General features: G+C 71.0%; 23 protein-coding genes, 1 pseudogene and 1 riboswitch. Of the genes and pseudogenes, 16 read left to right on the forward strand and 8 right to left on the reverse strand.

The window, feature by feature from the left end; genetic code table 11:
- Positions 1-202: 202 nt before the first annotated feature.
- The 4 genes from OHA55_RS23375 to gcvT form a co-directional block, all read right to left on the reverse strand.
- On the reverse strand, positions 203-1,585 hold the full coding sequence (locus OHA55_RS23375) for an L-serine ammonia-lyase (protein WP_266709361.1): 1,383 nt from the start codon (positions 1,583-1,585) through the stop codon (positions 203-205).
- Between the two features lie 170 nt (positions 1,586-1,755).
- Positions 1,756-3,018 (reverse strand): serine hydroxymethyltransferase, encoded by a 1,263-nt coding sequence (gene glyA / locus OHA55_RS23380; RefSeq protein ID WP_266709363.1) that lies wholly within the window; start codon positions 3,016-3,018, stop codon positions 1,756-1,758.
- A gap of 18 nt (positions 3,019-3,036) precedes the next feature.
- Positions 3,037-3,414 (reverse strand): glycine cleavage system protein GcvH, encoded by a 378-nt coding sequence (gene gcvH, locus OHA55_RS23385; RefSeq protein ID WP_266709365.1) that lies wholly within the window; start codon positions 3,412-3,414, stop codon positions 3,037-3,039.
- Positions 3,415-3,536: 122 nt separating this feature from the next.
- Positions 3,537-4,652, reverse strand: coding sequence for a glycine cleavage system aminomethyltransferase GcvT (gene gcvT / locus OHA55_RS23390; protein ID WP_266709367.1), 1,116 nt, complete (start codon positions 4,650-4,652; stop codon positions 3,537-3,539).
- 148 nt (positions 4,653-4,800) lie between these two features.
- Positions 4,801-4,898: riboswitch (glycine riboswitch) on the reverse strand.
- Between the two features lie 161 nt (positions 4,899-5,059).
- On the opposite strand from gcvT, the pseudogene OHA55_RS23395 reads away from it, so the two are divergent.
- From OHA55_RS23395 to OHA55_RS23445, 11 genes and pseudogenes are all read left to right on the forward strand, one after another.
- Positions 5,060-5,713 (forward strand): annotated as a pseudogene (locus tag OHA55_RS23395) (AAA family ATPase); the annotation flags it as partial.
- A 241-nt stretch (positions 5,714-5,954) separates the two neighbouring features.
- Entirely contained in the window at positions 5,955-6,713 is a 759-nt protein-coding gene (locus tag OHA55_RS23400; protein ID WP_266709369.1) for an enhanced serine sensitivity protein SseB, read from the forward strand.
- Positions 6,714-6,999: 286 nt separating this feature from the next.
- Positions 7,000-7,785, forward strand: coding sequence for an enhanced serine sensitivity protein SseB C-terminal domain-containing protein (locus OHA55_RS23405; protein ID WP_266709370.1), 786 nt, complete (start codon positions 7,000-7,002; stop codon positions 7,783-7,785).
- Between the two features lie 531 nt (positions 7,786-8,316).
- Positions 8,317-9,318 carry an ABC transporter permease gene (locus OHA55_RS23410; RefSeq protein WP_266709371.1) on the forward strand — a complete coding sequence of 334 codons (1,002 nt, stop codon included), beginning with the start codon at positions 8,317-8,319 and terminating at the stop codon, positions 9,316-9,318.
- Positions 9,319-9,378: 60 nt separating this feature from the next.
- Complete coding sequence (locus OHA55_RS23415) at positions 9,379-11,169, forward strand: ABC transporter substrate-binding protein (protein WP_266709373.1); 1,791 nt, start codon at positions 9,379-9,381, stop codon at positions 11,167-11,169.
- A 115-nt stretch (positions 11,170-11,284) separates the two neighbouring features.
- A complete protein-coding gene (locus OHA55_RS23420; protein WP_266709375.1) occupies positions 11,285-12,283 on the forward strand; it encodes an ABC transporter permease in 999 nt (332 codons plus the stop codon).
- Positions 12,280-13,380, forward strand: a complete 1,101-nt coding sequence (locus tag OHA55_RS23425) for an ABC transporter ATP-binding protein (protein ID WP_266709377.1) — start codon at positions 12,280-12,282, stop codon at positions 13,378-13,380. Before OHA55_RS23420 ends, OHA55_RS23425 begins: the two co-directional genes overlap by 4 nt.
- A 74-nt stretch (positions 13,381-13,454) precedes the next feature.
- A complete protein-coding gene (locus OHA55_RS23430) occupies positions 13,455-14,639 on the forward strand; it encodes an ABC transporter ATP-binding protein (RefSeq protein ID WP_266711087.1) in 1,185 nt (394 codons plus the stop codon).
- A gap of 18 nt (positions 14,640-14,657) precedes the next feature.
- Positions 14,658-15,329 (forward strand): trimeric intracellular cation channel family protein, encoded by a 672-nt coding sequence (locus tag OHA55_RS23435; protein WP_266709379.1) that lies wholly within the window; start codon positions 14,658-14,660, stop codon positions 15,327-15,329.
- A gap of 70 nt (positions 15,330-15,399) precedes the next feature.
- Positions 15,400-16,296 (forward strand): thioesterase family protein, encoded by an 897-nt coding sequence (locus OHA55_RS23440; protein WP_266709381.1) that lies wholly within the window; start codon positions 15,400-15,402, stop codon positions 16,294-16,296.
- A gap of 203 nt (positions 16,297-16,499) precedes the next feature.
- Complete coding sequence (locus OHA55_RS23445) at positions 16,500-17,966, forward strand: MFS transporter (protein ID WP_266709383.1); 1,467 nt, start codon at positions 16,500-16,502, stop codon at positions 17,964-17,966.
- A 72-nt stretch (positions 17,967-18,038) separates the two neighbouring features.
- Here the strand turns inward: OHA55_RS23445 and OHA55_RS23450 are convergent, their stop codons facing one another.
- Complete coding sequence (locus OHA55_RS23450) at positions 18,039-18,701, reverse strand: TetR family transcriptional regulator (protein WP_266709385.1); 663 nt, start codon at positions 18,699-18,701, stop codon at positions 18,039-18,041.
- Positions 18,702-18,875: 174 nt separating this feature from the next.
- Between OHA55_RS23450 and OHA55_RS23455 the strand changes: the two genes are divergently transcribed.
- The 3 genes from OHA55_RS23455 to OHA55_RS23465 all read left to right on the forward strand — a co-directional run bounded on the left by OHA55_RS23455 (position 18,876) and on the right by OHA55_RS23465 (position 20,647).
- Complete coding sequence (locus tag OHA55_RS23455) at positions 18,876-19,022, forward strand: hypothetical protein (RefSeq protein WP_266709387.1); 147 nt, start codon at positions 18,876-18,878, stop codon at positions 19,020-19,022.
- Between the two features lie 70 nt (positions 19,023-19,092).
- The gene (locus tag OHA55_RS23460; RefSeq protein ID WP_266709389.1) at positions 19,093-19,464 is read left to right on the forward strand and encodes a DUF4190 domain-containing protein; all 372 of its coding nucleotides are present in this window, start codon (positions 19,093-19,095) and stop codon (positions 19,462-19,464) included.
- A gap of 13 nt (positions 19,465-19,477) precedes the next feature.
- On the forward strand, positions 19,478-20,647 hold the full coding sequence (locus tag OHA55_RS23465; protein WP_266709391.1) for a cysteine desulfurase family protein: 1,170 nt from the start codon (positions 19,478-19,480) through the stop codon (positions 20,645-20,647).
- A 23-nt stretch (positions 20,648-20,670) separates the two neighbouring features.
- On the opposite strand, the gene OHA55_RS23470 is transcribed toward OHA55_RS23465, so the two are convergent.
- Positions 20,671-21,357 (reverse strand): N-acetylmuramoyl-L-alanine amidase, encoded by a 687-nt coding sequence (locus OHA55_RS23470; protein WP_266709393.1) that lies wholly within the window; start codon positions 21,355-21,357, stop codon positions 20,671-20,673.
- Between the two features lie 61 nt (positions 21,358-21,418).
- On the opposite strand from OHA55_RS23470, the gene mnmA reads away from it, so the two are divergent.
- Positions 21,419-22,552, forward strand: a complete 1,134-nt coding sequence (gene mnmA, locus OHA55_RS23475; protein WP_266709395.1) for a tRNA 2-thiouridine(34) synthase MnmA — start codon at positions 21,419-21,421, stop codon at positions 22,550-22,552.
- A 58-nt stretch (positions 22,553-22,610) separates the two neighbouring features.
- On the opposite strand, the gene OHA55_RS23480 is transcribed toward mnmA, so the two are convergent.
- On the reverse strand, positions 22,611-23,414 hold the full coding sequence (locus OHA55_RS23480; protein ID WP_266709397.1) for an alpha/beta fold hydrolase: 804 nt from the start codon (positions 23,412-23,414) through the stop codon (positions 22,611-22,613).
- Between the two features lie 117 nt (positions 23,415-23,531).
- Positions 23,532-23,867 carry a DUF427 domain-containing protein gene (locus OHA55_RS23485; protein ID WP_266709399.1) on the reverse strand — a complete coding sequence of 112 codons (336 nt, stop codon included), beginning with the start codon at positions 23,865-23,867 and terminating at the stop codon, positions 23,532-23,534.
- Positions 23,868-23,979: 112 nt separating this feature from the next.
- Between OHA55_RS23485 and OHA55_RS23490 the strand changes: the two genes are divergently transcribed.
- Complete coding sequence (locus OHA55_RS23490; RefSeq protein WP_266709401.1) at positions 23,980-24,519, forward strand: TIGR00730 family Rossman fold protein; 540 nt, start codon at positions 23,980-23,982, stop codon at positions 24,517-24,519.
- The last annotated feature ends 56 nt before the right edge of the window (positions 24,520-24,575 follow it).

Consider the following 24,575-nt stretch of genomic DNA (forward strand, 5'->3'; position numbering starts at 1 on the left):
TGTGGTGGGTGAGCGGCGCATCCGGTGTTATTCGAGTACCGCAAACCTGCAGGTCAAGAGCCCCTTCCTCGGGGACTTCCCGGGGACTTTTCAGGGACTTTCACGTCTGCCCCAGGGAGTCTCCAGGGACTTTCGGTCGAGTAAGCAGGGAAGGCCCTGACAGCGCTGAAAGATGCGAACATGCTGGTCAGAGCCCACTTCCCTAGCACTCGATGATGTTCACCGCCAGCCCGCCCCGGGCCGTCTCCTTGTACTTGACGGACATGTCGGCGCCGGTCTCCTTCATGGTCTTGATGACCTTGTCCAAGGAGACCTTGTGGGTGCCGTCGCCGCGCAGGGCCATCTTCGCGGCGGTGACGGCCTTGACGGCCGCCATGCCGTTCCGCTCGATGCAGGGGATCTGGACGAGGCCGCCGACCGGGTCGCAGGTGAGGCCGAGGTTGTGCTCCATGCCGATCTCGGCGGCGTTCTCGACCTGTTCGGGGGAGCCGCCGAGGACCTCGGCGAGCGCGCCGGCGGCCATGGAGCAGGCGGAGCCGACCTCGCCCTGGCAGCCGACCTCGGCGCCGGAGATCGAGGCGTTCTCCTTGAAGAGCATGCCGATGGCGCCCGCCGCGAGGAGGAAGCGGACGACGCTGTCGTCCTTCTCCTCCGGGGTGGCGCCGCCGGCCGCGAAGTTCATGTAGTAGTGCAGGACCGCCGGGATGATGCCGGCCGCACCGTTGGTGGGGGCGGTCACGACCCGGCCGCCGGCGGCGTTCTCCTCGTTGACCGCCATGGCGTAGAGGGTGATCCACTCCATCGCGTGGGTCTGCGGGTCGCCCTCGGCACGCAGCTGGCGGGCGGTGTTGGCGGCGCGGCGGCGGACCTTGAGGCCGCCGGGGAGGATGCCCTCGCGTGACATGCCCCGGCCGACGCATGCCTGCATGACGCGCCAGATCTCCAGCAGACCGGTACGGATCTCCTCCTCGGTGCGCCACTCCTTCTCGTTCTCCAGCATCAGCGAGGAGATGGAGAGGCCCGTCTCCCGGGCCAGGCGGAGCAGCTCGTCGCCGGTACGGAAGGGGTGGGCGAGGACGGTGTCGTCGGGGATGATCCGGTCGGCGCCGACCGCGTCCTCGTCGACGACGAACCCGCCGCCCACGGAGTAGTACGTCTTCTCCAGCAGCAGCGCGCCGGTCTCGTCGTACGCGTGGAGGGACATGCCGTTGGCGTGGTACGGGAGGGCCTTGCGGCGGTGCAGGACCAGGTCCTCGTCCGCGTCGAACGGGATCTCGTGGGCACCCAGCAGGCTGATGCGGCCCGTGGTGCGGATCTGCTCGACCCGGGTGTCGGCCGCCTCGACGTCCACGGTCCGGGGGGACTCGCCCTCCAGGCCGAGGAGGACCGCCTTCGGTGTGCCGTGGCCGTGGCCGGTCGCGCCCAGGGAGCCGTACAGCTCGGCGCGTATCGCGGCGGTCGGCGCGAGCAGGCCCTCGTTCTTCAGGCGGCGCGCGAACATCCGCGCGGCCCGCATCGGGCCCACGGTGTGGGAGCTGGACGGTCCGATGCCGATCGAGAACAGGTCGAAGACCGAAATGGCCACGGTTGAGACTCCTAGCTGGGCGGACGCCGTTGTCCACCGGCGAAACGAAAAGTGGGGGTGGGGGAGCGGGGAAGATGCCCCGTAGGGAACGCGGCGGGGCACCGCGCTCACCTTCCAGTGTGCGCGATGCCCCGCCCGACCTGCGAAAAATGCCCGTGAACGGGCGGTTGCTACTTCTTCAGGCCGGGGTACAGCGGGAACTTCTCGGCCAGCGCGGCAACGCGGGCCTTCAGGTCCTCGGCGTCGAACGCGGGCTTCAGGGCCGAGGCGATGATCTCCGCCACCTCGGTGAAGTCCTCCGCCTGGAAGCCGCGGGTCGCCAGGGCCGGCGTACCGATGCGCAGACCGGAGGTGACCATCGGCGGGCGCGGGTCGTTCGGGATGGCGTTCCGGTTGACCGTGATGCCGATCTCGTGGAGCCGGTCCTCGGCCTGCTGGCCGTCCAGCTCGGAGTTGCGCAGGTCCACCAGGACCAGGTGCACGTCGGTGCCGCCGGAGAGGACGGAGACGCCCACCTCGGTGACGTCCGGCTGGACCAGGCGCTCGGCGATGATGCGGGCACCGTCCAGGGTGCGCTGCTGGCGCTCCTTGAACTCGTCCGAGGCCGCGACCTTGAACGACACGGCCTTGGCCGCGATCACGTGCTCCAGCGGGCCGCCCTGCTGGCCCGGGAAGACCGCCGAGTTGATCTTCTTGGCGAGTTCCTGGGTGGAGAGGATCACGCCGCCGCGCGGACCGCCGAGGGTCTTGTGCGTGGTGGTCGTGACGACGTGGGCGTGCGGCACCGGGTTGGGGTGCAGGCCCGCGGCGACCAGACCCGCGAAGTGGGCCATGTCGACCATCAGGTACGCGCCGACCTCGTCCGCGATGCGGCGGAAGGCGGCGAAGTCCAGCTGGCGCGGGTACGCGGACCAGCCGGCCACGATCAGCTTCGGCTGGGACTCCTTGGCGAGGCGCTCGACCTCGTCCATGTCCACGGTGCCGTTCTCACCGACGTGGTACGGGACCACGTTGTAGAGCTTGCCGGAGAAGTTGATCTTCATGCCGTGGGTCAGGTGACCGCCGTGGGCCAGGTTCAGACCCATGATCGTGTCGCCCGGCTTGAGCAGCGCGAACATCGCGGCGGCGTTCGCCTGCGCACCGGAGTGCGGCTGGACGTTCGCGGCCTCGGCGCCGAAGAGCGCCTTGATGCGGTCGATCGCGATCTGCTCGACCACGTCGACGTGCTCGCAGCCACCGTAGTAGCGGCGGCCCGGGTAGCCCTCGGCGTACTTGTTGGTGAGGACGGAGCCCTGCGCCTCCATGACGGCGACCGGAGCGAAGTTCTCCGAGGCGATCATTTCGAGGGTGGACTGCTGGCGGTGGAGCTCGGCGTCGACAGCGGCGGCGACGTCCGGGTCCAGCTCGTGGAGGGAGGAGTTGAGAAGCGACATCAGGCGGTCCCTTGGGTCTCAGTTGCCGGAGAACTCGGTGTATTCGTCGGCGGTGAGCAGATCCCCCGGCTCCTCCGCCACGCGAACCTTGAACAGCCAGCCGCCCTCGAAGGGGGCCGAGTTCACCAGGGACGGGTCGTCCACCACGTCCTGGTTCGCCGCGGTGACCTCGCCGGTGACCGGCGAGTACAGGTCGCTGACGGACTTGGTCGACTCCAGCTCGCCGCAGGTCTCGCCCGCGGTCACCGTGTCGCCGACCTCCGGGAGCTGGGCGAACACGACGTCACCGAGCGCGTTGGCCGCGTGCTCGGTGATGCCCACGGTCGCCACGCCGTCCTCGGCGGGGGACAGCCACTCGTGCTCCTTGCTGTACCGCAGCTGCTGGGGGTTGCTCATGACCTGAATTCTCCTGTACGCGGGTGAGTGCTGATGAACGATGGTCTTACGGGATGAGACGCGACTGCGTCACGTCCGGCCCGGTGGGCGGGGCGTGGGCGGGGCGCGACGGGCCCCGACGCCTACTTCTGACGCTTGTAGAAGGGCAGGGCCACGACCTCGTACGGCTCGTGGGTGCCCCGGATGTCGACGCCGACACCCTCGGTGCCGGGGGCGGCGAAGGCCGCGTCCACGTACGCCATGGCGATCGGCTTGCCCAGCGTCGGGGAGGGGGCGCCGGAGGTGACCTCGCCGATCACCTTGCCGTCGGCGACGACCTCAAAACCGGCACGAGGCACCCGGCGGCCCGCGGCGACCAGGCCGACGAGCTTGCGGGGCGGGGCGGTCTCGGCGCGCTCGGCGGCGGCGGTGAGGGCCTCGCGGCCCACGAAGTCGCCCTCCTTCTCGAACTTCACGACCCGGCCCAGGCCCGCGTCGAACGGGGTCAGCGCGGTGGTCAGCTCGTGCCCGTACAGCGGCATGCCCGCCTCCAGGCGCAGCGTGTCGCGGCAGGAGAGCCCGCAGGGGATCAGGCCGTGCGGGGCGCCGGCCTCGGTGAGCGCCGCCCAGAGGGACTCGGCGTGCTCGGGCGCGACGAAGAGCTCGAAGCCGTCCTCGCCGGTGTAGCCGGTACGGGCGATGAGCGCGGGAACCCCGGCGACCGTGCCGGGCAGGCCCGCGTAGTACTTCAGCCCGTCCAGGTCGGCGTCGGTGACGGCCTTCAGGATGGCGGGGGACTCGGGACCCTGGACGGCGATCAGCGCGTACGCGTCGCGGTCGTCGCGGACCTCGGCGTCGAAGCCGGCGACGCGCTCGGTCAGGGTGTCCAGGACGAGCTGTGCGTTGCCCGCGTTGGCCACCACGAGGTACTCGGTCTCGGCCAGCCGGTAGACGATCAGGTCGTCCAGGATGCCGCCGTCCTCGCGGACGATCATCGTGTAGCGGGCCCGGCCGACGCCGACCGTGCCGATGTTGCCGACGAGCGCGTGGTTCAGGAAGCGGACGGCCTCGGGGCCGGTGACGGCGATCTCGCCCATGTGGGAGAGGTCGAAGAGTCCGGCGCGGGTGCGTACCGCGTGGTGCTCGTCACGCTCGCTGGCGTACCGCAGCGGCATGTCCCAGCCCGCGAAGTCGGTCATGGTCGCGCCCAGCGAGCGATGCAGCGCATCGAGGGCGGTCGTACGGGGGGCGGTGCTCATGAGGTGTGGCTCCCAGGGCGCAGGGCATGACGACGAGGACGGTCCCTCCCCATCTGTCATCGGAACCTGAGAGGTTCGCCGAGAGGCCCCTGACGGGTCGGCTTGCACCTTGGGTGGAGCCGCGGAACGGCTCGCTTTTCAGATCTGCCTCATCCACGCGGTACGGGGCCTGAGAGATTCAAGGGAGGAACTTGCTCCTTCGGCGCCCGGCACACACGGTGGCCGGGACTCTCCCGCGTGGATTCAAACGGCCGGTATGCAGTTGCGCGCACATCATCGCACGCAGGACGGGCGGCCCCGGCGGCCGGTACCCCGCGCCCGGCCTCCCGCCGCGGACGGTTGCTCCGCATTACCTTTTCTTTACACTTTGTGGGCAGGTGTGGGGTGACTCGACAGGGGGAGTGCCGATGTCGTTGCGACCGTACGCGGGGGTGGTGCGGGGGGCGGTCCGGGCGTGGCACGCACCGGCCGCAGCGGAGCAGGCGCCGCCGGCCGTACGCGACCTGCGCGGCGGGGGGCGGGACGGACCGCGGCGGCTGGAATTCGGCCCCGGGGACGTCGTCGTCGTCTCCGGACTGCCCGGCAGCGGCAAGTCCACCCTGATCCGGCGCACGGTCACCGTCCGCGCCGTCGACTCCCAGGACACCCGGGACCGCTTCACCGCGGCCCTGCCCCGCTTACTCCCGTACGCCCTCTACCGCCCGCTGGTCCGCGCCGCCCACTACTACGGGCTGCTCGGGGCGCTCCGCTCCGGCGCGGCGGTCGTCGTCCACGACTGCGGGACGCAGACCTGGGTACGCCGCTGGCTGGCCCGCCACGCGGTGCGCCGCGGCCGCACCCTCCACCTGGTGCTGCTCGACGTGACCCCCGAGACGGCCAGAGCGGGCCAGCGCGAACGCGGACGCGGTGTCTCCGGGTACGCCTTCGCCCGGCACCGGCGCGCGGTCGGCCGGCTGCTGCGCGACGCGGAGCGCGGCCTGCTGCCCCGGGGGTGCGCCTCCGCCGTGCTGCTGGACCGCCCGGCGGCGGGGGCGCTGCTCGCCCTCGCGTTCCCGGCGGCGGCCGAGGGGGCGGGGGAGGTGGCGACCGTCCCTACGGAGGCGGCGGCCGGGGCGGTGGACGCGGCGAAGGCTGCGGCCGTCCCTGCGGAGGTGGCGGTGTCCGAACCGCCGGAGGGCGTGCCGGGCGGGGTGCCCGGGATGCGGGAGAACACCGGGGACGGCAGCGTGGCCGGGACGCCGGGGCCCCGCGCCGGTTAGTGTTTCTGCCGCAGGACACGGTCGACAAGAGGACGCAGAGGCAGTGGACATCCCGGCACAGACGTCGCCCCACCAGCTCCAGGGGTGGCCGGCGAACGAGTTCGAAGAAGTGCTCAGCGCCTCGATGGGCGTCCCCGGGGCGGGCGCCAGGCTCGTCGAGGTGCTCGGCCGCAGCCAGGTCTGGATCCCGCTGCCCAACGGTGGCGGCCCCACCAGCGCCGACCTCGACCTGCCGACGATCGAGCTCGACGGCGCCGCCTTCGTCCCCGTCTTCAGCTCCGAGGCACAGTTCCTGAGCTGTGTCGGCACCCACCTCTCCTTCGCCGTCGCGCCCGCCCGCGAGTTCGCGCGCGGACTCCCCCCGCAGCTGGGCATCGCGGTCAACCCCGGCGGTGCGGTGGGACTTCCGCTGCCGCCCGCCGCCGTCGCCGATCTCTGCCGCGCCGGTAACACCCCGCTGGACGGGCCGGCCGGCGGTGGCCGGGTGCGGCTCTGGGAGCCGGACTGGAAGGAGGAGCCGGTCGACTTCCTCGCCGCCGTGTCCGCGGAGTTCCGGCAGACCGGTGTGGTCGCCACCGCCCGGCGCGCGCTGGCCAGCATCGAGGGCGGCGACCCCGTCCTCTTCGTCGGCGTCCAGCTCTCGGCGTGGAACGAGACCACCCAGGGTGCGCCCATGGACGCGCTGGGCCGCGCGCTCGGCCGCGTGCAGGTGCCGTGGCCCGTCAACCTGGTTCTGCTCGACATGGCGCAGGACCCGGTCGGCGACTGGATGATGGAGAAGGTACGGCCGTTCTTCCAGTGACCGGCCAGGGGGCGACCGGTTGCCGGTCCGTTACCGGCCGGGAGCGACAAGACAACGGCCGGGAGCGACAAGACGACGGCCGGGAGCGACAAGACGACGGCCGGGAGCGGCCGGTTGCCGCGCGGGCCGTCCGAGGCGCGGGACGGGCCCGCCGTGTCCGGCATGTCGGATGGTGGCGTCAAGTCGGTGTCAGTAAGGGCGCATAAGCTGGTTTGATGGCGAGGTCGCTCCCGCACGCCCGGGGGTGCCGCGCGACACGGTGAATCGACGAGGGGCGGGACCCAGGGTGAGTGCGTCAGGCACGGCGGCGGCCGGGCAGGTCGAACACATGCTGCGCCAGGTGACCCCGGGGCGCTTCGACGCGTACGAAGAGCTGCTGAGAGCCCTGTCGGACGGTCAGGTCTGGATGCTGCTCTGGCACGGCACGGCCGGTTCCCCGGACGCCCAGTACGGCAACATCGGTGTGGACGGCCTCGGTTACGCCCCCTGTGTGACCTCCGCCCAGGAGCTCGCGGCCAGCGGCTGGAACCGCGCCCACGAGGTGATCACCGGCCGGGAGATCGCCCGTTCGCTCTTCCCCGACCACTGGGGAATCTGGCTCAACCCGCACACCCCCGGCGGCGGCGTCGGCATCCCCTGGCTGGACCTGCGCCGGATCGCCAACGGTCTCGACCGGCTGCCCGCCGGTCCGCTCACCCTCTCCGAACCCGCCGTCGAGATCCCGCAGTTCTACGCGCTGCTGTCGCAGAACGCGCACCGCACCCCGGCGGTCCGCTCGCTGCGCCGCGCCTGGGTGCAGCCGGCGCTCGGCGCCCCGTACCTCGCCATCGGGCTCGACCTCTACGACACCGGGCGGGCCGCCGTCGAGTCCGCCCGCGCGATGATGGCGCAGACGATCGGCGCCGTCCCGGAGGGGCTTCCGGTCTCCACGGTCGCGATGTCCGACGACTACGACCCGGTCGCTATGTGGCTGCGGGCCAACTCCCGTCCGTTCTACGACCGGGAGGCGCACGCGCAGCCCGTCGCGCCGCCGCCCGCGGCCCCCGGTTACGGCTACCCGCCCACGTACTGACGCGTCCGCGCCCCGAGGACACTCTCACCGGCCCGCCCCGGCGCGCTGTTCCGCGCCGGCCCCGGCCGACCGCAGGGGTGAAGTGACCTGCGCTTTTCAGCCGTTTCCGGTTCCTCGCACCGTCGCCCTCGCCCCTGTGTCCGTGCCCGGGAGCGTCGCGCGTGAGGCCTTTCACGCCTTTTTCACCGCTGAGCGGTGAAGCGTGCCCCCTGATGGGTACATCGTTCCCATGTGTGGCATGTACCGCTCTGACCACTCCTGCCGCTCGACATGGCGTTGACCCTCATCTGTGATCAATTGGATTTCAACTGTGTTGCGTCCGGGGGTCGTTCACAGGCGTCCGGATAACGGATCGACCACGTCGGATCACGGTTAGGCATCCATTCGCCGTCAAGTCTGGCAACAGATCACGACGGGGATGAAGACTCCCGCTCCAAGGGGCGCTCGGTCCCGAGCCACCACCGGACGAAACCGCCGCCACCGCGGCACGTGTGAGCCGGCCACCGCCGGTTGAGAGGGGTCCCTGCCACGATGACGGCACCACTGCACGAGCCGACAACGGAAGCGGCCCCTCCGGCGGGATTCGAAGCGGGCTCGGCGCCCGGGAAGGCGGTGCAGGGCCGTTCCCTCGGCCGTATCGCCTGGGAGCGGCTGAAGCGGGACAAGGTGGCCCTCGGTGGCGGCATCGTGGTGCTGTTCCTGGTCGTGGTCGCGCTGCTGGCGCCCGTGATCACCCATCTGGTCGGCCAGTCCCCCTACGACCACCACGAAGAGCTGATCGACCCTCTGTTCTCCACGCCCACCGGCTCGTACGGGGCGATCAGCGGGGACCACTGGTTCGGCGTGGAGCCGGTCAACGGCCGCGACATCTTCGCCCGCATCGTCTACGGGGCCCGGGTCTCCCTCCTCGTGGGCTTCCTCTCGGCCCTCGTCGCCATCGTGCTCGGCACCGTCCTCGGCGTGCTCGCGGGGTTCTTCGGCGGCTGGCTGGACGCGGTCATCAGTCGTGTGATGGACATGCTGCTCTCGTTCCCGCAGCTGCTCTTCATCATCGCGCTGGTGTCCGTCATGCCCAACAAGCTGCTGGGACTGGAGGGTTCGGGTGTCCGCCTCTTCGTGATGATCCTCGTCATCGGCTTCTTCGGATGGCCGTACGTCGGACGCGTGGTGCGAGGGCAGACCCTGTCCCTCCGCGAGCGGGAGTACGTGGACGCGGCGCGCAGCCTGGGCGCGGGACGGTTCTACATCCTCTTCAAGGAGCTGCTGCCCAACCTGGTGGCGCCGATCATCGTCTACGCCACGATGATGATCCCCACCAACATCCTCACCGAGGCGGCCCTGAGCTTCCTGGGTGTCGGAGTGAAGCCGCCCTCCGCCTCCTGGGGCCAGATGCTGTCGGCCGCTCTGAGCTACTACGAGTCGGACCCGATGTACATGGTCATCCCCGGCGTGGCGATCTTCATCACCGTCCTCTCCTTCAACCTCTTCGGCGACGGCGTGCGTGACGCGCTCGACCCGAAGGGTTCTCGCTGACTGCCGTACCACGGAGCCCGTGCACCGCACGGGCCGATCTACACACGGAGGATCCGAAACGTGACGACTCGACGGAACACACGGCGCAAGCAGGCCGTGGCCGCTGCGGCCGTGGTCGCGGCACTGCTCTCCACGGCGGCCTGCGGCGGCGGTGGCGACGACGGCAAGGACAGCGGCGGCGGCTCCGCCAACGCGGCCGGCTTCGACGCGGCGAACAACAAGGTCGCCAACGCCTCGGCGAAGGCGGGCGGCGAGCTGAAGTTCGCCGGCGCGCAGGATGCCGACTCCTGGGACACCACGCGTGGTTACTACGGCTTCGTGTGGAACTTCATGCGCTACTACAGCCGTCAGCTGGTCACCAGCAAGACGGCCCCGGGCGCGGGCGGCACCGAGCTCACCCCGGACCTCGCCGCCGAGCGCGCGAAGATAACGGACGACGGCAAGACCTACACGTACACCCTGCGCGACGGGGTCACGTGGGAGGACGGCAAGCCGATCACCTCGAAGGACGTCAAGTACGGCATCGAGCGCCAGTGGGCGCAGGACGTGCTGTCCGGCGGCCCGGTCTACCTGCGCGACATCCTCGACCCCAAGGGCGAGTACAAGGGTCCGTACAAGGACACCTCCGCCGACCACCTGGGCCTGAAGGCGATCGACACCCCGGACGACAAGACGATCGTCTTCCACCTGCCCACGGCCAACAGCGACTTCGAGGAGATCCTCGCGCTGACCTCGTCCTCGCCGGTCCGGCAGGACAAGGACACCAAGTCGAAGTACGGCCTCAAGCCGTTCTCCTCGGGCCCGTACAAGTTCGAGTCGTACACGCCCAACAAGGGCCTCGTGCTGGTCCGCAACGAGAACTGGAAGCAGGCTTCCGACCCGGTCCGCAAGGCGCTGCCGGACAAGATCTCGCTGACCCTGTTCTCCAACGCGGACGACATGGACAACAAGCTGCTCAGCGGCGAGTACGACCTCGATGTCAACCAGACGGGTCTCTCCCCGCAGGGCCGCACCAAGGCGCTCAAGGAGTCCAAGGAGAACCTGGACAACCCGGTCTCCGGCTACATCCGCTACGCCGTCTTCCCGCAGAGCGTCGCGCCGTTCGACAACATCCACTGCCGCAAGGCCGTGATCTACGGAGCCGACCACAAGTCGCTCCAGACCGCGCGCGGCGGCCCGGTCGCCGGTGGTGACATCGGCACCAACATGCTGCCCCCGTCGGTGCCCGGCGCCGAGGGCCAGAAGTACGACCCGTACGGTCTCGCCGCCAACGACGGTGCCGCGGACGTCACGAAGGCCAAGGAAGAGCTGGCCGCCTGCGGCAAGCCGGACGGCTTCTCCACCACCATCGCGGTCCGCAACAACAAGCCCGTCGAGGTGGCCACCGCCGAGTCGCTCCAGGCGTCCCTCGCCAAGGTCGGCATCAAGGTCGACATCGACCAGTACGACGGTGCGCAGACCTCGGGCATCATCGGCAACCCGACCGTGGTCAAGCAGAAGGGCTACGGCATCATCATCATGGGCTGGGGCCCCGACTTCCCCTCGGTCCAGGGCTTCGGTCAGCCCCTCTGGGACAGCAAGTACATCCTGGAGAGCGGTAACAACAACTTCGCCCTGATCAAGGACAAGGCGATCGACGGGAACTTCGACAAGTACTCCGTCGAGCTCGACGACGCGAAGAAGACCGCTCTGTCCACCGAGATCAACCACCAGGTGATGGAGGGCGGTTACTACCTGCCCTTCGTCTTCGAGAAGTTCATCAACTTCCGCTCCTCGCGTCTGACGAACGTCTACACCACCGACGCCTACAGCGGGATGTACGACTTCGTCAGCCTGGGCGTCGAGAAGTAATCAGTCCCCGGCACACCCGCCGAACGGCACGAAAGGCAGGTGAAGGCCGGAGCGGTACGACCGCGGGCCACCGGAGGACCTCCGGTGGCCCGCGGACCCCGCCGGGCCGAGAGCAGTGCTCACATACCTCATCAGGCGGCTGCTGGCCGCCGCAGTGATGCTGATCGTCATCATCGTGGTGGTCTTCAGCATCTTCTTCCTCATCCCCAAGTGGACGGGTGTCGACCCGGCCACGATGTACGTGGGCAAGACGTCGGACGCCGCGGCCGTGGAAGGCATCCGGCAGAAGCTCCATCTGGCCGAGCCGATCTACGTGCAGGTCTGGGAGTTCTTCAAGGGCATCTTCGTCGGGCGCACCTACTCCGGCGGCGGTGACGTCACCGACTGCGCCGCACCCTGCTTCGGCTACTCCTTCCGCAGCGAGCAGGCCATCTGGCCGGTCATCACCGACCGCCTGCCGGTGACCCTCTCGCTCGCCATCGGTGCCGCGGTGCTCTGGCTGCTGGCCGGCGTCTCGGCCGGTGTGCTCTCGGCGCTCAAGCGCGGTTCGCTCTGGGACCGTTCGGCCATGGTCGTCGCCCTCTCGGGCGTCTCGCTGCCGATCTTCTTCACCGCCATGCTGTCGCTGGGCATCTTCGACTACGGCCTGGGCTGGGTCGATTCGGGATTCGTCCCCCTGGAGGAGAGCGTCGGAGGCTGGTTCCAGGGGCTGTTGCTGCCCTGGGTCACGCTCGCCTTCCTCTACGCCGCGATGTACGCCCGCATCACCCGGGCCACCATGCTCGAAGTGATGGGCGAGGACTACATCCGCACCGCCCGCGCCAAGGGGCTGAGCGAACCGGTCGTCATCGGCAAGCACGCCATGCGCTCCACCATGACGCCCATCCTCACCATGCTCGGCATGGACCTCGGCGCCCTGGTCGGCGGCGCGATCCTCACCGAGACCGCCTTCAGCCTGCCCGGTCTCGGCCAGGCCGTGCTCAAGGCCATCAACGAGCGGGACCTCCCGGTGATTCTCGGCGTCACCCTGATCACCTCCCTCGCGGTGATCGTCGCCAACCTCCTCGTCGATGTCCTGTATGCCGTGATCGACCCCCGAGTGAGGCTGTCATGACCGAGCTGAGCAAGAGCGGGACGGCCGTGCCGGAGGCAGCCGCCCCCGCCTCGCCCGCACCCGGCGCCTTCCTCGACGTCCGCGACCTGAAGGTGCACTTCCCGACCGACGACGGACTGGTCAAGTCCGTGGACGGACTGAGCTTCACGCTGGAGAAGGGCAAGACCCTCGGCATCGTGGGCGAGTCCGGCTCCGGCAAGTCCGTCACCTCGCTCGGCATCATGGGCCTGCACACGGCCGGCCAGTACGGCAAGCGCAAGGCCCAGTTGTCCGGAGAGATCTGGCTGGACGGCACCGAACTGCTCTCCAGCGACCCGGACAAGGTCCGCAGGCTGCGCGGCCGCAACATGGCGATGATCTTCCAGGACCCGCTCTCCGCGCTGCACCCGTACTACACGATCGGCAAGCAGATCGTGGAGGCGTACCGGGTCCACCACGACGTGGACAAGAAGAAGGCCCGCGCCCGCGCCATCGAGATGCTCGACCGGGTCGGCATCCCGCAGCCGGACAAGCGCGTCGACAGCTACCCGCACGAGTTCTCCGGCGGGATGCGCCAGCGCGCCATGATCGCGATGTCGCTGGTCAACAACCCCGAACTGCTCATCGCGGACGAGCCGACCACCGCCCTGGACGTCACCGTCCAGGCGCAGATCCTCGACCTCATCCGCGACCTGCAGAAGGAGTTCGGCTCCGCCGTCATCGTCATCACCCACGACCTCGGCGTCGTCGCCGAACTCGCCGACGACATCCTCGTGATGTACGGCGGACGCTGCGTGGAGCGCGGACCGGCCGAGAAGGTCTTCTACGAGCCGCGCCACCCCTACACCTGGGGGCTGCTGGGCTCGATGCCGCGCCTGGACCGTGAGCAGACCGACCGGCTCATCCCGGTCAAGGGCTCGCCGCCCTCGCTGATCAACCTGCCTTCCGGCTGCGCCTTCAACCCGCGTTGTCCCTACGCGGACCTACCCAAGGACAACGTCACCCGTACCGTGCGGCCCGAGCTGCTGGAGGTGGAGAGCCGGCACTGGTCGGCCTGCCACCTCTCCCCGGAGCAGCGGGAGCGCATCTGGACCGAAGAGATTGCGCCCAAGCTGTGAGCCACGACGAAGCAGTGACGAGCACGCCGAACGAGCCGGTCCCCCCGCACACCGGGGGGACGTCCACCGCCCAGGTGCCCGCACCCCGCGCCGGCAAGGGCGTCGCCCAGGGCGAGGTGCTGCTCCGGGTCAAGGGGCTGGAGAAGCACTTCCCGATCAAGAAGGGCCTGCTCCAGCGCACCGCCGGAGCCGTACGGGCCGTCGACGGGCTGGACTTCGAGGTCCGCGCGGGGGAGACCCTGGGCGTCGTCGGCGAGTCCGGGTGCGGCAAGTCGACGATGGGCCGGCTGATCACCCGGCTGCTGGAACCCACGGCGGGCACCGTCGAGTTCGAGGGCACCGACATCACGCACCTCGGGGTCGGCCGGATGCGCCCGTTCCGGCGCGACATGCAGATGATCTTCCAGGACCCGTACTCCTCGCTGAACCCCCGCCACACCATCGGCACCATCGTCAGCGCCCCCTTCAAGCTCCAGGGCGTCACCCCGGACGGCGGCGTCAAGAAGGAGGTGCAGCGGCTGCTGGAGGTGGTCGGCCTCAACCCCGAGCACTACAACCGCTATCCGCACGAGTTCTCCGGCGGGCAGCGCCAGCGCATCGGCATCGCCCGCGCGCTCGCGCTCAACCCGAAGCTGGTCGTCGCCGACGAGCCCGTCTCCGCACTGGACGTCTCCATCCAGGCGCAGGTGGTGAATCTGCTCGACGACCTCCAGACCGAGCTGGGCCTCACCTACGTGATCATCGCCCACGACCTGTCGGTGGTCCGGCACGTCTCGGACCGGATCGCGGTGATGTACCTCGGCAAGATCGTGGAGCTCGCCGACCGCGAGTCGCTCTACAAGGCGCCGATGCACCCGTACACCAAGGCGCTGCTCTCCGCCGTGCCGATCCCGGACCCCCGGCGCCGGAACGCCAAGAGCGAGCGCATCCTGCTCACCGGCGACGTCCCCTCGCCGATCTCGCCGCCCAGCGGCTGCCGCTTCCACACCAGGTGCTGGAAGGCGACGGAGGTCTGCCGCACGCAGGAGCCTCCGCTGATCGCGCTGCGGACCGGGCACCAAGTGGCCTGCCACCACCCCGAGAACGCGCCGGACCAGGCCCCGGGCGAGGCCGTACTGCCCCTGGCGCGCGAGGCCATCGTGGCCGCAGGCCCGAAGGCCGCCGAACCGGAGGCGCCCGAACCGGAGGCCACCGGGGCCACGGAGGCCACCGGGGACACCGGGGCCACCGGGGACACGGAGGACGGCATCAAGGAGTAGCACCGGCACAATTGTCCGGTGCTCACCGAACTGTTCACGCCCTCCGTCCAGCACGCGCTCGATGTCGTCGGGATCTTCTTCTTCGCGATCTCCGGCGCTCTGCTCGCCGTACGCAAGAACTTCGATGTCTTCGGCATCGCGGTCCTCGCCGAGGTGACCGCGCTGGGCGGAGGGATTTTCCGTGACCTGATCATCGGGGCCGTGCCGCCGGCCGCCTTCACCGACCTCGGCTACTTCCTCACCCCGCTGATCGCGGCCGCCCTGGTCTTCTTCCTCCACCCGCACGTCGAGCGCATCCAGGTCGGCGTCAACGTCTTCGACGCGGCGGGGCTCGGCCTCTTCGCGGTGAGCGGCACGACCAAGGCGTACGACTACGGGCTCGGGCTCACCTCCTCCGTCGCGCTCGGCCTCGCGACGGCGGTCGGGGGCGGGGTGCTGCGGGACGTACTGGCCAACGAGGTGCCCTCGCTGCTGCGCTGGGACCGGGACCTGTACGCGGTGCCCGCGCTCGTCGGGGCCTCCATGGTCGCGCTCTGCATCCAGTTCGACGCCCTGAACGGCCTGACCACGGGCTTCGCGGTCGTCACCGGGTTCGTGCTGCGGCTGCTGGCGATGCGGTTCCACTGGCGGGCCCCGCGTGCGTACAACCGCCGGTCGGCAAGCGGCGAGGAGCGGACGGCGGGCATCTGAGAAGGCCGCTCCCGGGCCTCCGTCCCTGGAAAGCTACCGCTCAGTAATTCGTCGGTGTAGCGTGCACGGCATGGCACAGGCAGCAGCGCACCCGGCACCGACCGGGCAGACGACCTCGGGACCGGCGACCCTCGCGCGCGCGACCGTCGGGGACAGCGAGTTCGACCGGGACACCGCGGTGGTCCGGCGCGAGGAAGGCGTCTACGACGCGGAGCTCTCCGCGGGGTGGACCATCATCCAGGCGGTCAACGGCGGCTATCTGCTGGCCCTCCTCGGCCGCGCCCTCGGCGACGCGCTGCCCCACCCGGACCCGTTCACGGTGACCGCGCACTACCTCACCGCGTCCGTACCCGGCCCCGCCGTCATCCGTACCGAGGTGGTCCGCGCCGGGCGCACCCTCTCCACCGGCCAGGCGACCCTCTACCAGTTCACCGAGGACGGCAGCGAGGTCGCCCGCATCCGGGTGCTCGCCACCTACGGCGACCTCGACGCCCTCACCGACGAGGTCCGCACCACCGCACTCCCTCCCGCCATCCCGCCGTACGACCGGTGCCTGGGGGCCGAGTCGGGCGGCGACGTGATCCCCGGCAGCTCCGCCATCACCGAGCGCCTCGACATCCGGCTCGACCCCGCGACCGTCGGCTGGGCGCTGGGCAAGCCGTCCGGCAAGGGCGAGATGCGCGGCTGGTTCGGCCTGGCGGACGGCCGCGACCCCGACCCGCTCTCGCTGCTGCTCACCGTCGACGCGCTGCCGCCGACCTCGTTCGAACTCGGCCTCAAGGGGTGGACGCCCACCGTCGAGCTCACCGTCCACGTCCGTCGGCGCCCGGCCCCCGGTCCGCTGCGCGTCGCCATCACCACCCGCAACCTCGCGGGCGGCCTCCTGGAGGAGGACGCCGAGGTCTGGGACAGCGCGGACCGGCTCGTCGCCCAGTCCCGCCAGCTCGCCCGCGCTCCCAGGGGCTGACCCCGCGGTGCGACCCAGACCCGTCCGGTGGACCGCCGGACGGGTCCTGTGCGCTCCGGCCCCTTCCGCCCCGGCCCGCCCCCGGGGCGGCGGCGGCCGGGGGCGCGGCTCCTGACGTGCCGTTTGCCCCGAGGGGCCCCCGGGTACCCGGACTCAGCGCCGAGCGGCGGTGCAGCGACGCCGCACCCCAGGAGGCAATGCCCATGAGCCACAGCGACGGTACGAGTCTCGGGACCATCACCACCAAGGTCCCGGCCCGCCTGGACCGACTGCCCTGGTCACGATGGCACTGGATGATCGTGATCGGCCTCGGGACCGTATGGATCCTGGACGGTCTCGAAGTGACCGTCGTCGGCAACATCGCCAGCCGCCTCTCCGAGGACGGCAGCGGTCTGCCGATCACCGACGCCCAGGTCACCGGACTCGCGGCGGCCCTCTACGTCGCCGGGGCCTGCTCGGGCGCCCTCTTCTTCGGCTGGCTCACCGACCGCTTCGGCCGCAAGAAGCTGTTCCTGATCACCCTCGCGGTCTACCTCGCCGCCACCGCGCTGACCGCCGTCTCCTTCTCCGTCTGGTGGTTCTTCCTCTTCCGCTTCTTCACCGGCTTCGGCATCGGCGGCGAGTACGCGGCCATCAACTCCGCCATCGACGAGCTGATTCCGAGCAAGTACCGGGGCCGCGTCGACCTGATCATCAACGGCAGCTACTGGCTGGGCGCGATGGGCGGCGCGCTGCTCTCCGTACTCGCCCTGAACACCGACATCTTCCCGAAGAACATCGGCTGGCGGCTCACCTTCGCCCTCGGCGTGGTCCTCGGCCTGGTCATCCTGCTGGTCCGCCGGCACGTACCCGAGAGCCCCCGGTGGATGTTCATCCACGGACACTCCGAAGGCGCCGAACGGATCGTCGACGCGGCGGAGGAGCAGATCGAGCAGGAGACGGGCCGGCCGCTCCCCGAGGCCACCACCGAGATCACCATCGAACAGCGGCGCAGCATCGGCTTCGTGGAGATCGCCCGCACCCTCTTCCGCGACTACCCGAAGCGGGCGACGCTCGGTTTCTCGCTCTTCATCGGCCAGGCGTTCCTGTACAACGCCATCACCTTCGGGTTCGGCTCGATCCTGGTGAAGTTCTTCGACGTCTCCAGCGGGACCACCGGGTACTTCTTCGCCGTCATCGCCTTCGGCAACTTCCTCGGCCCGCTGCTGCTCGGCCGGCTCTTCGACACCTGGGGCCGCCGCCCGATGATCGCGGGCACCTACATCCTCTCCGGCGCGCTGCTCTTCGGCACCGCCGGGCTGTTCGGCGCCGGGGTGCTCACCGCCACCACGATGACCCTCTGCTGGTGCGTGGTGCTGTTCTTCGCCTCGGCCGGGGCGAGTTCGGCCTATCTGACGGTCAGCGAGATCTTCCCGATGGAGACCCGGGCGATGGCGATCGCCTTCTTCTACGCCATCGGTACGGCCGCGGGCGGCATCTCCGGGCCCCTGATCTTCTCCGGGCTCACCGCGAGCGGGGTCGTGGGGGACGCGGTCATCGCGTTCTGCGTCGGGGCGGGGCTGATGGTGGCCGCCGGGCTGGTCGCGGTGTTCTTCGCGGTGCCCGCCGAACAGAAGTCGCTGGAGGACATCGCCACCCCGCTCTCCGCACGGGAGGGGAAGCAGCCGTAGCGGCTGCCCCGGCCGCCCGCCGAGTGTGGCGACCGGAGCGGGCCCTTCGCGGAAACGGTTCCCGGTCGGCACTCAGGGGCCGGACGCCCCCGGACCGCCCGGAGGCGTCCGGCCTTCGCCGTCCAGCCAGTGCCGACGGCCCAGGGTGATCAGGCGCAGCCGCCGCCGGGCCACCCGTACGACCTCCTCCTCGGTGCCGGGCGCGGCGTCCAGCAGGGTGGAGGCGGTCGTCACCATGTGGTCGACGTGGAGGCCGCCCAGCATCAGCAGATCCTCCCGGCTCCAGCCCGCCGACTCCGGCTCGCCGGCCAGCGCGTCGGCCACCTCTTGGGTGAACAGGGTGAGTTGGGACGCTATGGCCGCACGGACCCGGGCCACCCCACCGTGCTGCTCCCGGGCGATGAAGCGGAAGTGCCCGGGCCGTGCGGTCACGTGGCCCACGGTCACCGCGATGCTCCGGTCCATTCGCTCCTCGCTGTCCCCGGTCTCCGCGAGGACGGCGCCGATCATGCCGTGGAGGCTGCCGAGCGTCTGTTCCACCAGGGCCACCCCGAGCGCCGCCACGTCCTCGAAATGGCGGTAGAAGGCCGTGGGGGTCACTCCCGCCGCCCGGGTCACCTCGCGCAGGCCGAGGCCGCTCAGGCTCTGGTGCTCCAGGAGGTGGAGGGCCGCGTCCAGCAGGGCCTGACGTGTCCTCAACTTCTGCGCCTCGCGGGCTCCGGGGGTGTGACTCATGCCATTCAGTAAACAACTGTTCTCCGGACCGAGGACGGGCGACCCGGGTTTAGACTCAGTGGTCAGTGAACAGTCGTGCTCTGAATTGATCCGGCAGTCGCTGTCGGGTCTGAAGTGCACCGGGACGCGTACGCCCCCGACGATCAGCTCTTCCGACGATCAGAAAGGCCGCTCATGATCGCCCTCGTTGCCGCACTGCTCCTCTTCGGCATCCTGCTGGGTCCGGTCGCGCACCTTCCGGCCGCGCTGACCCTGGTCTCGGCCGCCGCGATCGGCTGCTGGCTGATCGGCTTCGCGGTCCGCGAACGCCGGTCCCACTGAGGCTTCCCGGCCACCCGCCACTCTCCGTACGTCCGCCGCTCCCCACCCTTCGACCGAAGGAGCTCGCGCCATGGCTCTCTCCACGCTCGTCGCCCCGGTCCTGCGCCCCGGCCGCCGGGGTGCCGCCGGTGCCCCGTCCACCGAGGCCGCCCCGTCCACCGAGGCCGCCCCGACCGCCGTCCCGTCCACCGAGGCGGCCGCCCGGGCGGGGACCCGGGACGCCGACGGGCTCGCCGTCGCCTCGTTCGTTCTCGGCCTGGTGGGCCTGCTGGCGTTCAACCTGGTGCTCGGCCCCGCCGCCGTCGTCATGGCGCTCATCGCCCTCGCCCGCTCCACCGGGCGGCGCGCAAGGGCGTTCCTCGGCCTCGCGCTGGGCGTCGCCGACCTCGCGGTTCTCGCCGTGACGGTCACCGCTCACGGGCTGGTCGCCTGGGGCTCGTAGAATCGGACGCACCATGGCTTACCTCGACCACGCCGCGACCACGCCGATGCTTCCGGAGGCGATCGCGGCGATGACCGCGCAGCTCGCCGCGACCGGCAACGCGTCCTCCCTGCACGCAGCCGGGCGCCGGGCCCGCCGTACCGTCGAGGAGTCCAGAGAGACCCTCGCCGACGCCCTCGGCGCCCGCCCCAGCGAGGTGGTCTTCACCTCAGGCGGCACCGAGGCCGACAACCTCGCCGTCAAGGGCCTGTACTGGGCCCGCCGGGACGCCGACCCCCGGCGCACCCGGGTGCTGGCCGGACCGGTCGAGCACCACGCGGTGCTGGACGCGGTGGACTGGCTCGCCGAACACGAGGGCGCCACCGTCGAGTACCTCCCCGTCGACCGCTACGGCCGGGTGCACCCCGAGGCGCTGCGCGAGGCGGTACTCCGCGACCCCGACGACGTCGCGATGATCACCGTGATGTGGGCCAACAACGAGATCGGCACCATCATGCCGGTCCGTGAACTTGCCGCCGTGGCGAACGAGTTCGGCATCCCGATGCACGCCGACGCGGTGCAGGCCTTCGGTCAGCTGGAGGTCGGATTCGCGGACTCCGGGCTCGCCGCCATGACGGTCAGCGCGCACAAGATCGGCGGGCCGTTCGGCATCGGCGCCCTGCTGCTGGGCCGCTCCCACACCCCCGTACCCGTCCTGCACGGCGGAGGCCAGGAGCGGCACGTGCGCTCCGGCACCCTCGACGTGCCCGCGATCGCCGCCTTCGCTGTCGCCGGGGAGCACGCGGCCGGGCACCGGGAGGAGTTCGCCCGTCGCGTCGGAGGGCTCCGCGACGAGCTGGTCGCGGCCGTGCTGGAGACCGTCCCGGACGCCGTGCTCGGCGGCGACCCCGCCCCCGGCGGCCGGCTCCCGGCCAACGCCCACTTCAGCTTCCCCGGCTGCGAGGGCGACTCCCTCCTGCTGCTGCTGGACGCCCAGGGCATCGAGTGCTCCACCGGCTCCGCCTGCACCGCCGGGATCGCCCAGCCCAGCCACGTCCTGCTGGCCACCGGCACCGACCCCGACCTGGCGCGTGGCACCCTGCGCTTCTCGCTCGGCCACACCTCGACCGCCGAGGACGTCGCCGCCGTGGCCCGCGCGATCGGCCCCGCCGTCGAACGCGCCCGCACCGCCGGACTCAGCTGAGTGAACAGCCCCTCGGGGCGCGCTCAGGCCGGGCGCCCCGAGGCCGCCCGGCGTATCAGCTCGATGTAGCGGTCCCAGTCCCAGTACGGCCCCGGGTCGGTGTGGTCCGTACCCGGCACCTCCACGTGCCCGATGATGTGCTCCCGGTCGACGGGGATGCCGTACCGCCCGCAGACCGAGGCCGTCAGCCGCGCGGAGGAGGCGTACATCGCGGTGGTGAAGTCCTTCGGGCGGTCCACGAACCCCTCGTGCTCGATGCCCACGCTCCGCTCGTTGTACGAGCGGTTGCCCGCGTGGTACGCCACGTCGAGCTCCCGGATCATCTGGATCACCGACCCGTCCTTGCCCACGACGTAGTGCGCGGCGGCCAGATGTGCGGGGTCCTGGAAGACCCGCACCGCACTCGCCAGACTGCCCTGGGTGACGTGCACGACCACCCGGTCCACGGAGAAGTCGTCGGGGCGGTCCGCGCGGCGCCAGTTCGCCTCCGAGGCGGCCGTCCACCGCGCGCCGGCGTAGTCCAGCTCGCCAGGGGTGCGCGGCTTCTCCACGCCCGGCAGCCGCCACCACGCGTGCTTCAGGTCGTCCCTGGCCAGAGCGGCCGCGGTGACCGCGGCGGCCATGGCCGAGCCGCCGATCAGCAGGGTGCGGCGGCTCACACCGTCTGCCGTCCCGTCCGGACCGGACCCGCTGCCTCCCGTGGCTCCCATGACAGCTGCAACGCACATCCGCGGGCGAACGGTTCCCGGAGCCCCGTACTCTGGACGGGCTATGACTCAGACTTCCCAGCGCCCCCTCCGCGTGCTCGCCGCGATGTCCGGCGGAGTCGACTCCGCCGTCGCCGCCGCGCGCGCCGCCGAGGCGGGGCACGACGTGACCGGTGTGCACCTCGCCCTCTCCGCGAACCCGCAGTCGTTCCGCACCGGAGCGCGCGGCTGTTGCACCATCGAGGACTCCCGGGACGCCCGCCGCGCGGCGGACGTCATCGGCATCCCGTTCTACGTCTGGGACCTGGCGGAACGCTTCCGCGAGGACGTCGTGGAGGACTTCGTCGCGGAGTACGAGGCCGGGCGCACGCCCAACCCCTGCCTGCGCTGCAACGAGAAGATCAAGTTCGCGGCGCTGCTCGACAAGGCGCTCGCCCTGGGCTTCGACGCCGTGTGCACCGGCCACTACGCCACCGTCGTACTGAACGAGGACGGCAGCCGCGAGCTGCACCGCGCCTCGGACATGGCCAAGGACCAGTCGTACGTCCTCGGGGTGCTGGACGAGAAGCAGCTCGCGCACGCGATGTTCCCGCTCGGCGACACCCTCACCACCAAGGAGGAGATCCGCGCCGAGGCCGAGGCCCGCGGACTCGCCGTCGCCAAGAAGCCCGACAGCCACGACATCTGCTTCATCGCCGACGGCGACACCCAGGGCTTCCTGGCGAGCCGGCTGGGCGGCAAGGCCGAGGGCGACATCGTCGACGAGTCGGGCGCCAAGCTCGGCACCCACGACGGGGCCTTCGGCTTCACCATCGGCCAGCGCAAGGGCCTGCGGATCGGCCACCCGGCCGCCGACGGGAAGCCGCGGTACGTCCTGGACATCTCCCCGGTGAACAACACCGTCACGGTCGGCCCGGTGGAGGCCCTCGACGTCACGGCCCTCACCGCCATCAAGCCGCGCTGGTGCGGCACCGCCCCGGCGGGCCCCGGTACGTACACCGCGCAGCTGCGCGCCCACGGCGGGGAGACCGAGGTCACCGCCGAACTGGTCGACGGCACCCTGCACGTCACCTTCGCCGAACCGGTGCGCGGGATCGCCCCCGGCCAGGCGGTCGTGCTCTACGACGGCACCCGTGTCGTCGGCTCGGCCACCATCGCGGCCACCGTCCGGCGCGAGACGTCCCCGGCCGCCTCCTGAGAAGCGCTCGGCGCGGTTCCCGCGGCCGGTCCGTGCGACCGGCCGCGGGAAGTCCGCCTCACGCCTGGGGGACCAGCCCCCGGCGGGCGAAGAAGTCCATGAGGACCGGCGCGAGCACCTGCGGCGAGAGCTCCCTGGTCTGACCGCTGAGCGTCCGGTGCCGGGCGTCCGGGATCGCCCCGGCCAGCGCGAGCGCCGTCTCCCGCACCGGGCCCGCGCTGAATCCGCCGCTGACGATCAGCGTGCGGGCGGTCACCGCCCCGAACCGCTCCAGCGGAGGAGCCCCGTCCCCGAGCAGCGCGTCGTCGTACTCCAGCGTGTGCGCCAGGGCCTCCAGCCCCGCCCACAGCGGTGCCCGCCGCATCCGGGCCACCGTCTCCGGCTCCACCCCCGTCCGCGCCAGGAAGAGCTCCACCGCCCCGCCCCGGTCACCGGCGGCCAGCCGCTCCCGCAGCTCCGCCGTGCACCGCGCCTTGTAGCGGAGCCCCTCCTCGCCCGGGGTGTAGGGCGGCTCGAAGACCGCCAGCACCTCCATCGGGACGCCCGCCGCCTGCGCCTCCAGCGCCAGCGCCCCGCCCGCGGACATGCCGAACACCGCCACCGGCCCGTCCGCGGAACCCACCACCGCCGCGAGATCCTCGATCTCACGGCCAAGCGCGTACGGACCGCCCGGCCCGGCACCGCTGCCACCCCGGCCCCGGCGGTCGTACGTAACGACGGTGAAGCGGCGCGCGAGCAGCGCCGCCAGCGGGCCCCCGGTCGCGGCGGTGCTCAGCGCGCCCCCGACCAGCACCACCGTCGCCCCGTCGCCCTGCCTGCGGTAGGCGATCGGGGTGCCGTCCAGCGAGAGAATCCTGTCCATGGCAGGGCAGACCCCGGGTGCCCGGAGAACTCATCGCTGCCGGGGAGAGTTTTTCCTACCGGTCCGAAGCAGGCTCAAAACATCTGCTCACCCGAGTCGTTGGCGGTCAGCGGGCGGTCATTCGGCGACCGTTTCGATCTCGTAGAAGCAGAAGTGATCCTTGATCGCCGCCACTTCGGGCTTCGGATCGAGGTACGCCCAGACGAGGTCGGGTGCCGACGGCAGCGACCAGTAGGAGGCATCTCCCTTGAACGGACAGTGCGTCCGAGTCTCGGAGGCCGTCAGCAGCCCGGTACGGACGTCCTCGGGTGGCAGGTAGTAGCGGACCGGGCAGCCGGTCTCGCGCAGCACGAGCGGCCGTCGGCTTTCGGCCAGCACCTGCCCGTCGTGGACCACGCGGACGTGCTCGGTGCCGGGCTCGACGGTGATGCGGTGACCCTTGAGGGAAGTCATGACAGGTGCAGCGGACGGTGTGCTCGTTTTCTTCCCGTGCCGCCCGCGCGTCCCGGCCCCGGGTCCTCGGGCCGCTTCGGACCCGGCCCGTGCCCCGCCGTACGGTGTCCGTATGAACATCTGTGTCTTCCTCTCCGCCGCCGACCTCGACGACCGCTACACCCGCCCCGCCCGGGAATTCGCCGAGCTGCTCGGACGCGGCGGACACACCCTGGTCTGGGGCGGCTCGGAGAGCGGGCTGATGAAGGTGGTCGCCGACGGCGTGCAGGAGACCGGCGGCCGGCTGGTCGGCGTCTCCGTGGACTTCCTCGCGGACAAGGCCCGGACGAACGCGGACGAGATGGTCATCGCCCGCGACCTCGCCGAGCGCAAGGCGCTGCTGCTGGAGAAGGCCGACGCAGTCGTGATCATGGTCGGTGGCACGGGGACGCTCGACGAGGCCACCGAGATCCTGGAGCTCAAGAAGCACGGCAAGCACACCAAGCCGGTGGTCCTGCTCAACGCGGACGGCTTCTACGACGGCTTGCGGCAGCAGTTCCTGCGGATGGAGGAGGAGGGCTTCCTGCCCGTCCCCCTCACCGATCTCGTCTTCTTCGCCGAGGACGGCGTCGGCGCGCTGGCCTACCTGGAGGAGTCCGCGGGGCAGCTCTGATCCGTGACCCACCCCCTCCCGTGCGCCCGCCGGGCGGTCGTGCGGGACCGGGTGGG

The organism is Streptomyces sp. NBC_00102 (assembly GCF_026343115.1).
Classification (GTDB): Bacteria; Actinomycetota; Actinomycetes; order Streptomycetales; family Streptomycetaceae; genus Streptomyces.

Coding starts and splice junctions, on each gene's coding strand:
- OHA55_RS23470 (WP_266709393.1), bottom strand. CDS start 21,357: ATGGGAGCCACGGGAGGCAGCGGGTCCGGTCCGGACGGGACGGCAGAC.
- OHA55_RS23490 (WP_266709401.1), top strand. CDS start 23,980: ATGAACATCTGTGTCTTCCTCTCCGCCGCCGACCTCGACGACCGCTAC.
- OHA55_RS23480 (WP_266709397.1), bottom strand. CDS start 23,414: ATGGACAGGATTCTCTCGCTGGACGGCACCCCGATCGCCTACCGCAGG.
- OHA55_RS23450 (WP_266709385.1), bottom strand. CDS start 18,701: ATGAGTCACACCCCCGGAGCCCGCGAGGCGCAGAAGTTGAGGACACGT.
- OHA55_RS23465 (WP_266709391.1), top strand. CDS start 19,478: ATGGCTTACCTCGACCACGCCGCGACCACGCCGATGCTTCCGGAGGCG.
- OHA55_RS23455 (WP_266709387.1), top strand. CDS start 18,876: ATGATCGCCCTCGTTGCCGCACTGCTCCTCTTCGGCATCCTGCTGGGT.
- OHA55_RS23485 (WP_266709399.1), bottom strand. CDS start 23,867: ATGACTTCCCTCAAGGGTCACCGCATCACCGTCGAGCCCGGCACCGAG.
- OHA55_RS23410 (WP_266709371.1), top strand. CDS start 8,317: ATGACGGCACCACTGCACGAGCCGACAACGGAAGCGGCCCCTCCGGCG.
- glyA (WP_266709363.1), bottom strand. CDS start 3,018: ATGTCGCTTCTCAACTCCTCCCTCCACGAGCTGGACCCGGACGTCGCC.
- OHA55_RS23425 (WP_266709377.1), top strand. CDS start 12,280: ATGACCGAGCTGAGCAAGAGCGGGACGGCCGTGCCGGAGGCAGCCGCC.
- gcvH (WP_266709365.1), bottom strand. CDS start 3,414: ATGAGCAACCCCCAGCAGCTGCGGTACAGCAAGGAGCACGAGTGGCTG.
- OHA55_RS23440 (WP_266709381.1), top strand. CDS start 15,400: ATGGCACAGGCAGCAGCGCACCCGGCACCGACCGGGCAGACGACCTCG.
- gcvT (WP_266709367.1), bottom strand. CDS start 4,652: ATGAGCACCGCCCCCCGTACGACCGCCCTCGATGCGCTGCATCGCTCG.
- OHA55_RS23460 (WP_266709389.1), top strand. CDS start 19,093: ATGGCTCTCTCCACGCTCGTCGCCCCGGTCCTGCGCCCCGGCCGCCGG.
- mnmA (WP_266709395.1), top strand. CDS start 21,419: ATGACTCAGACTTCCCAGCGCCCCCTCCGCGTGCTCGCCGCGATGTCC.
- OHA55_RS23445 (WP_266709383.1), top strand. CDS start 16,500: ATGAGCCACAGCGACGGTACGAGTCTCGGGACCATCACCACCAAGGTC.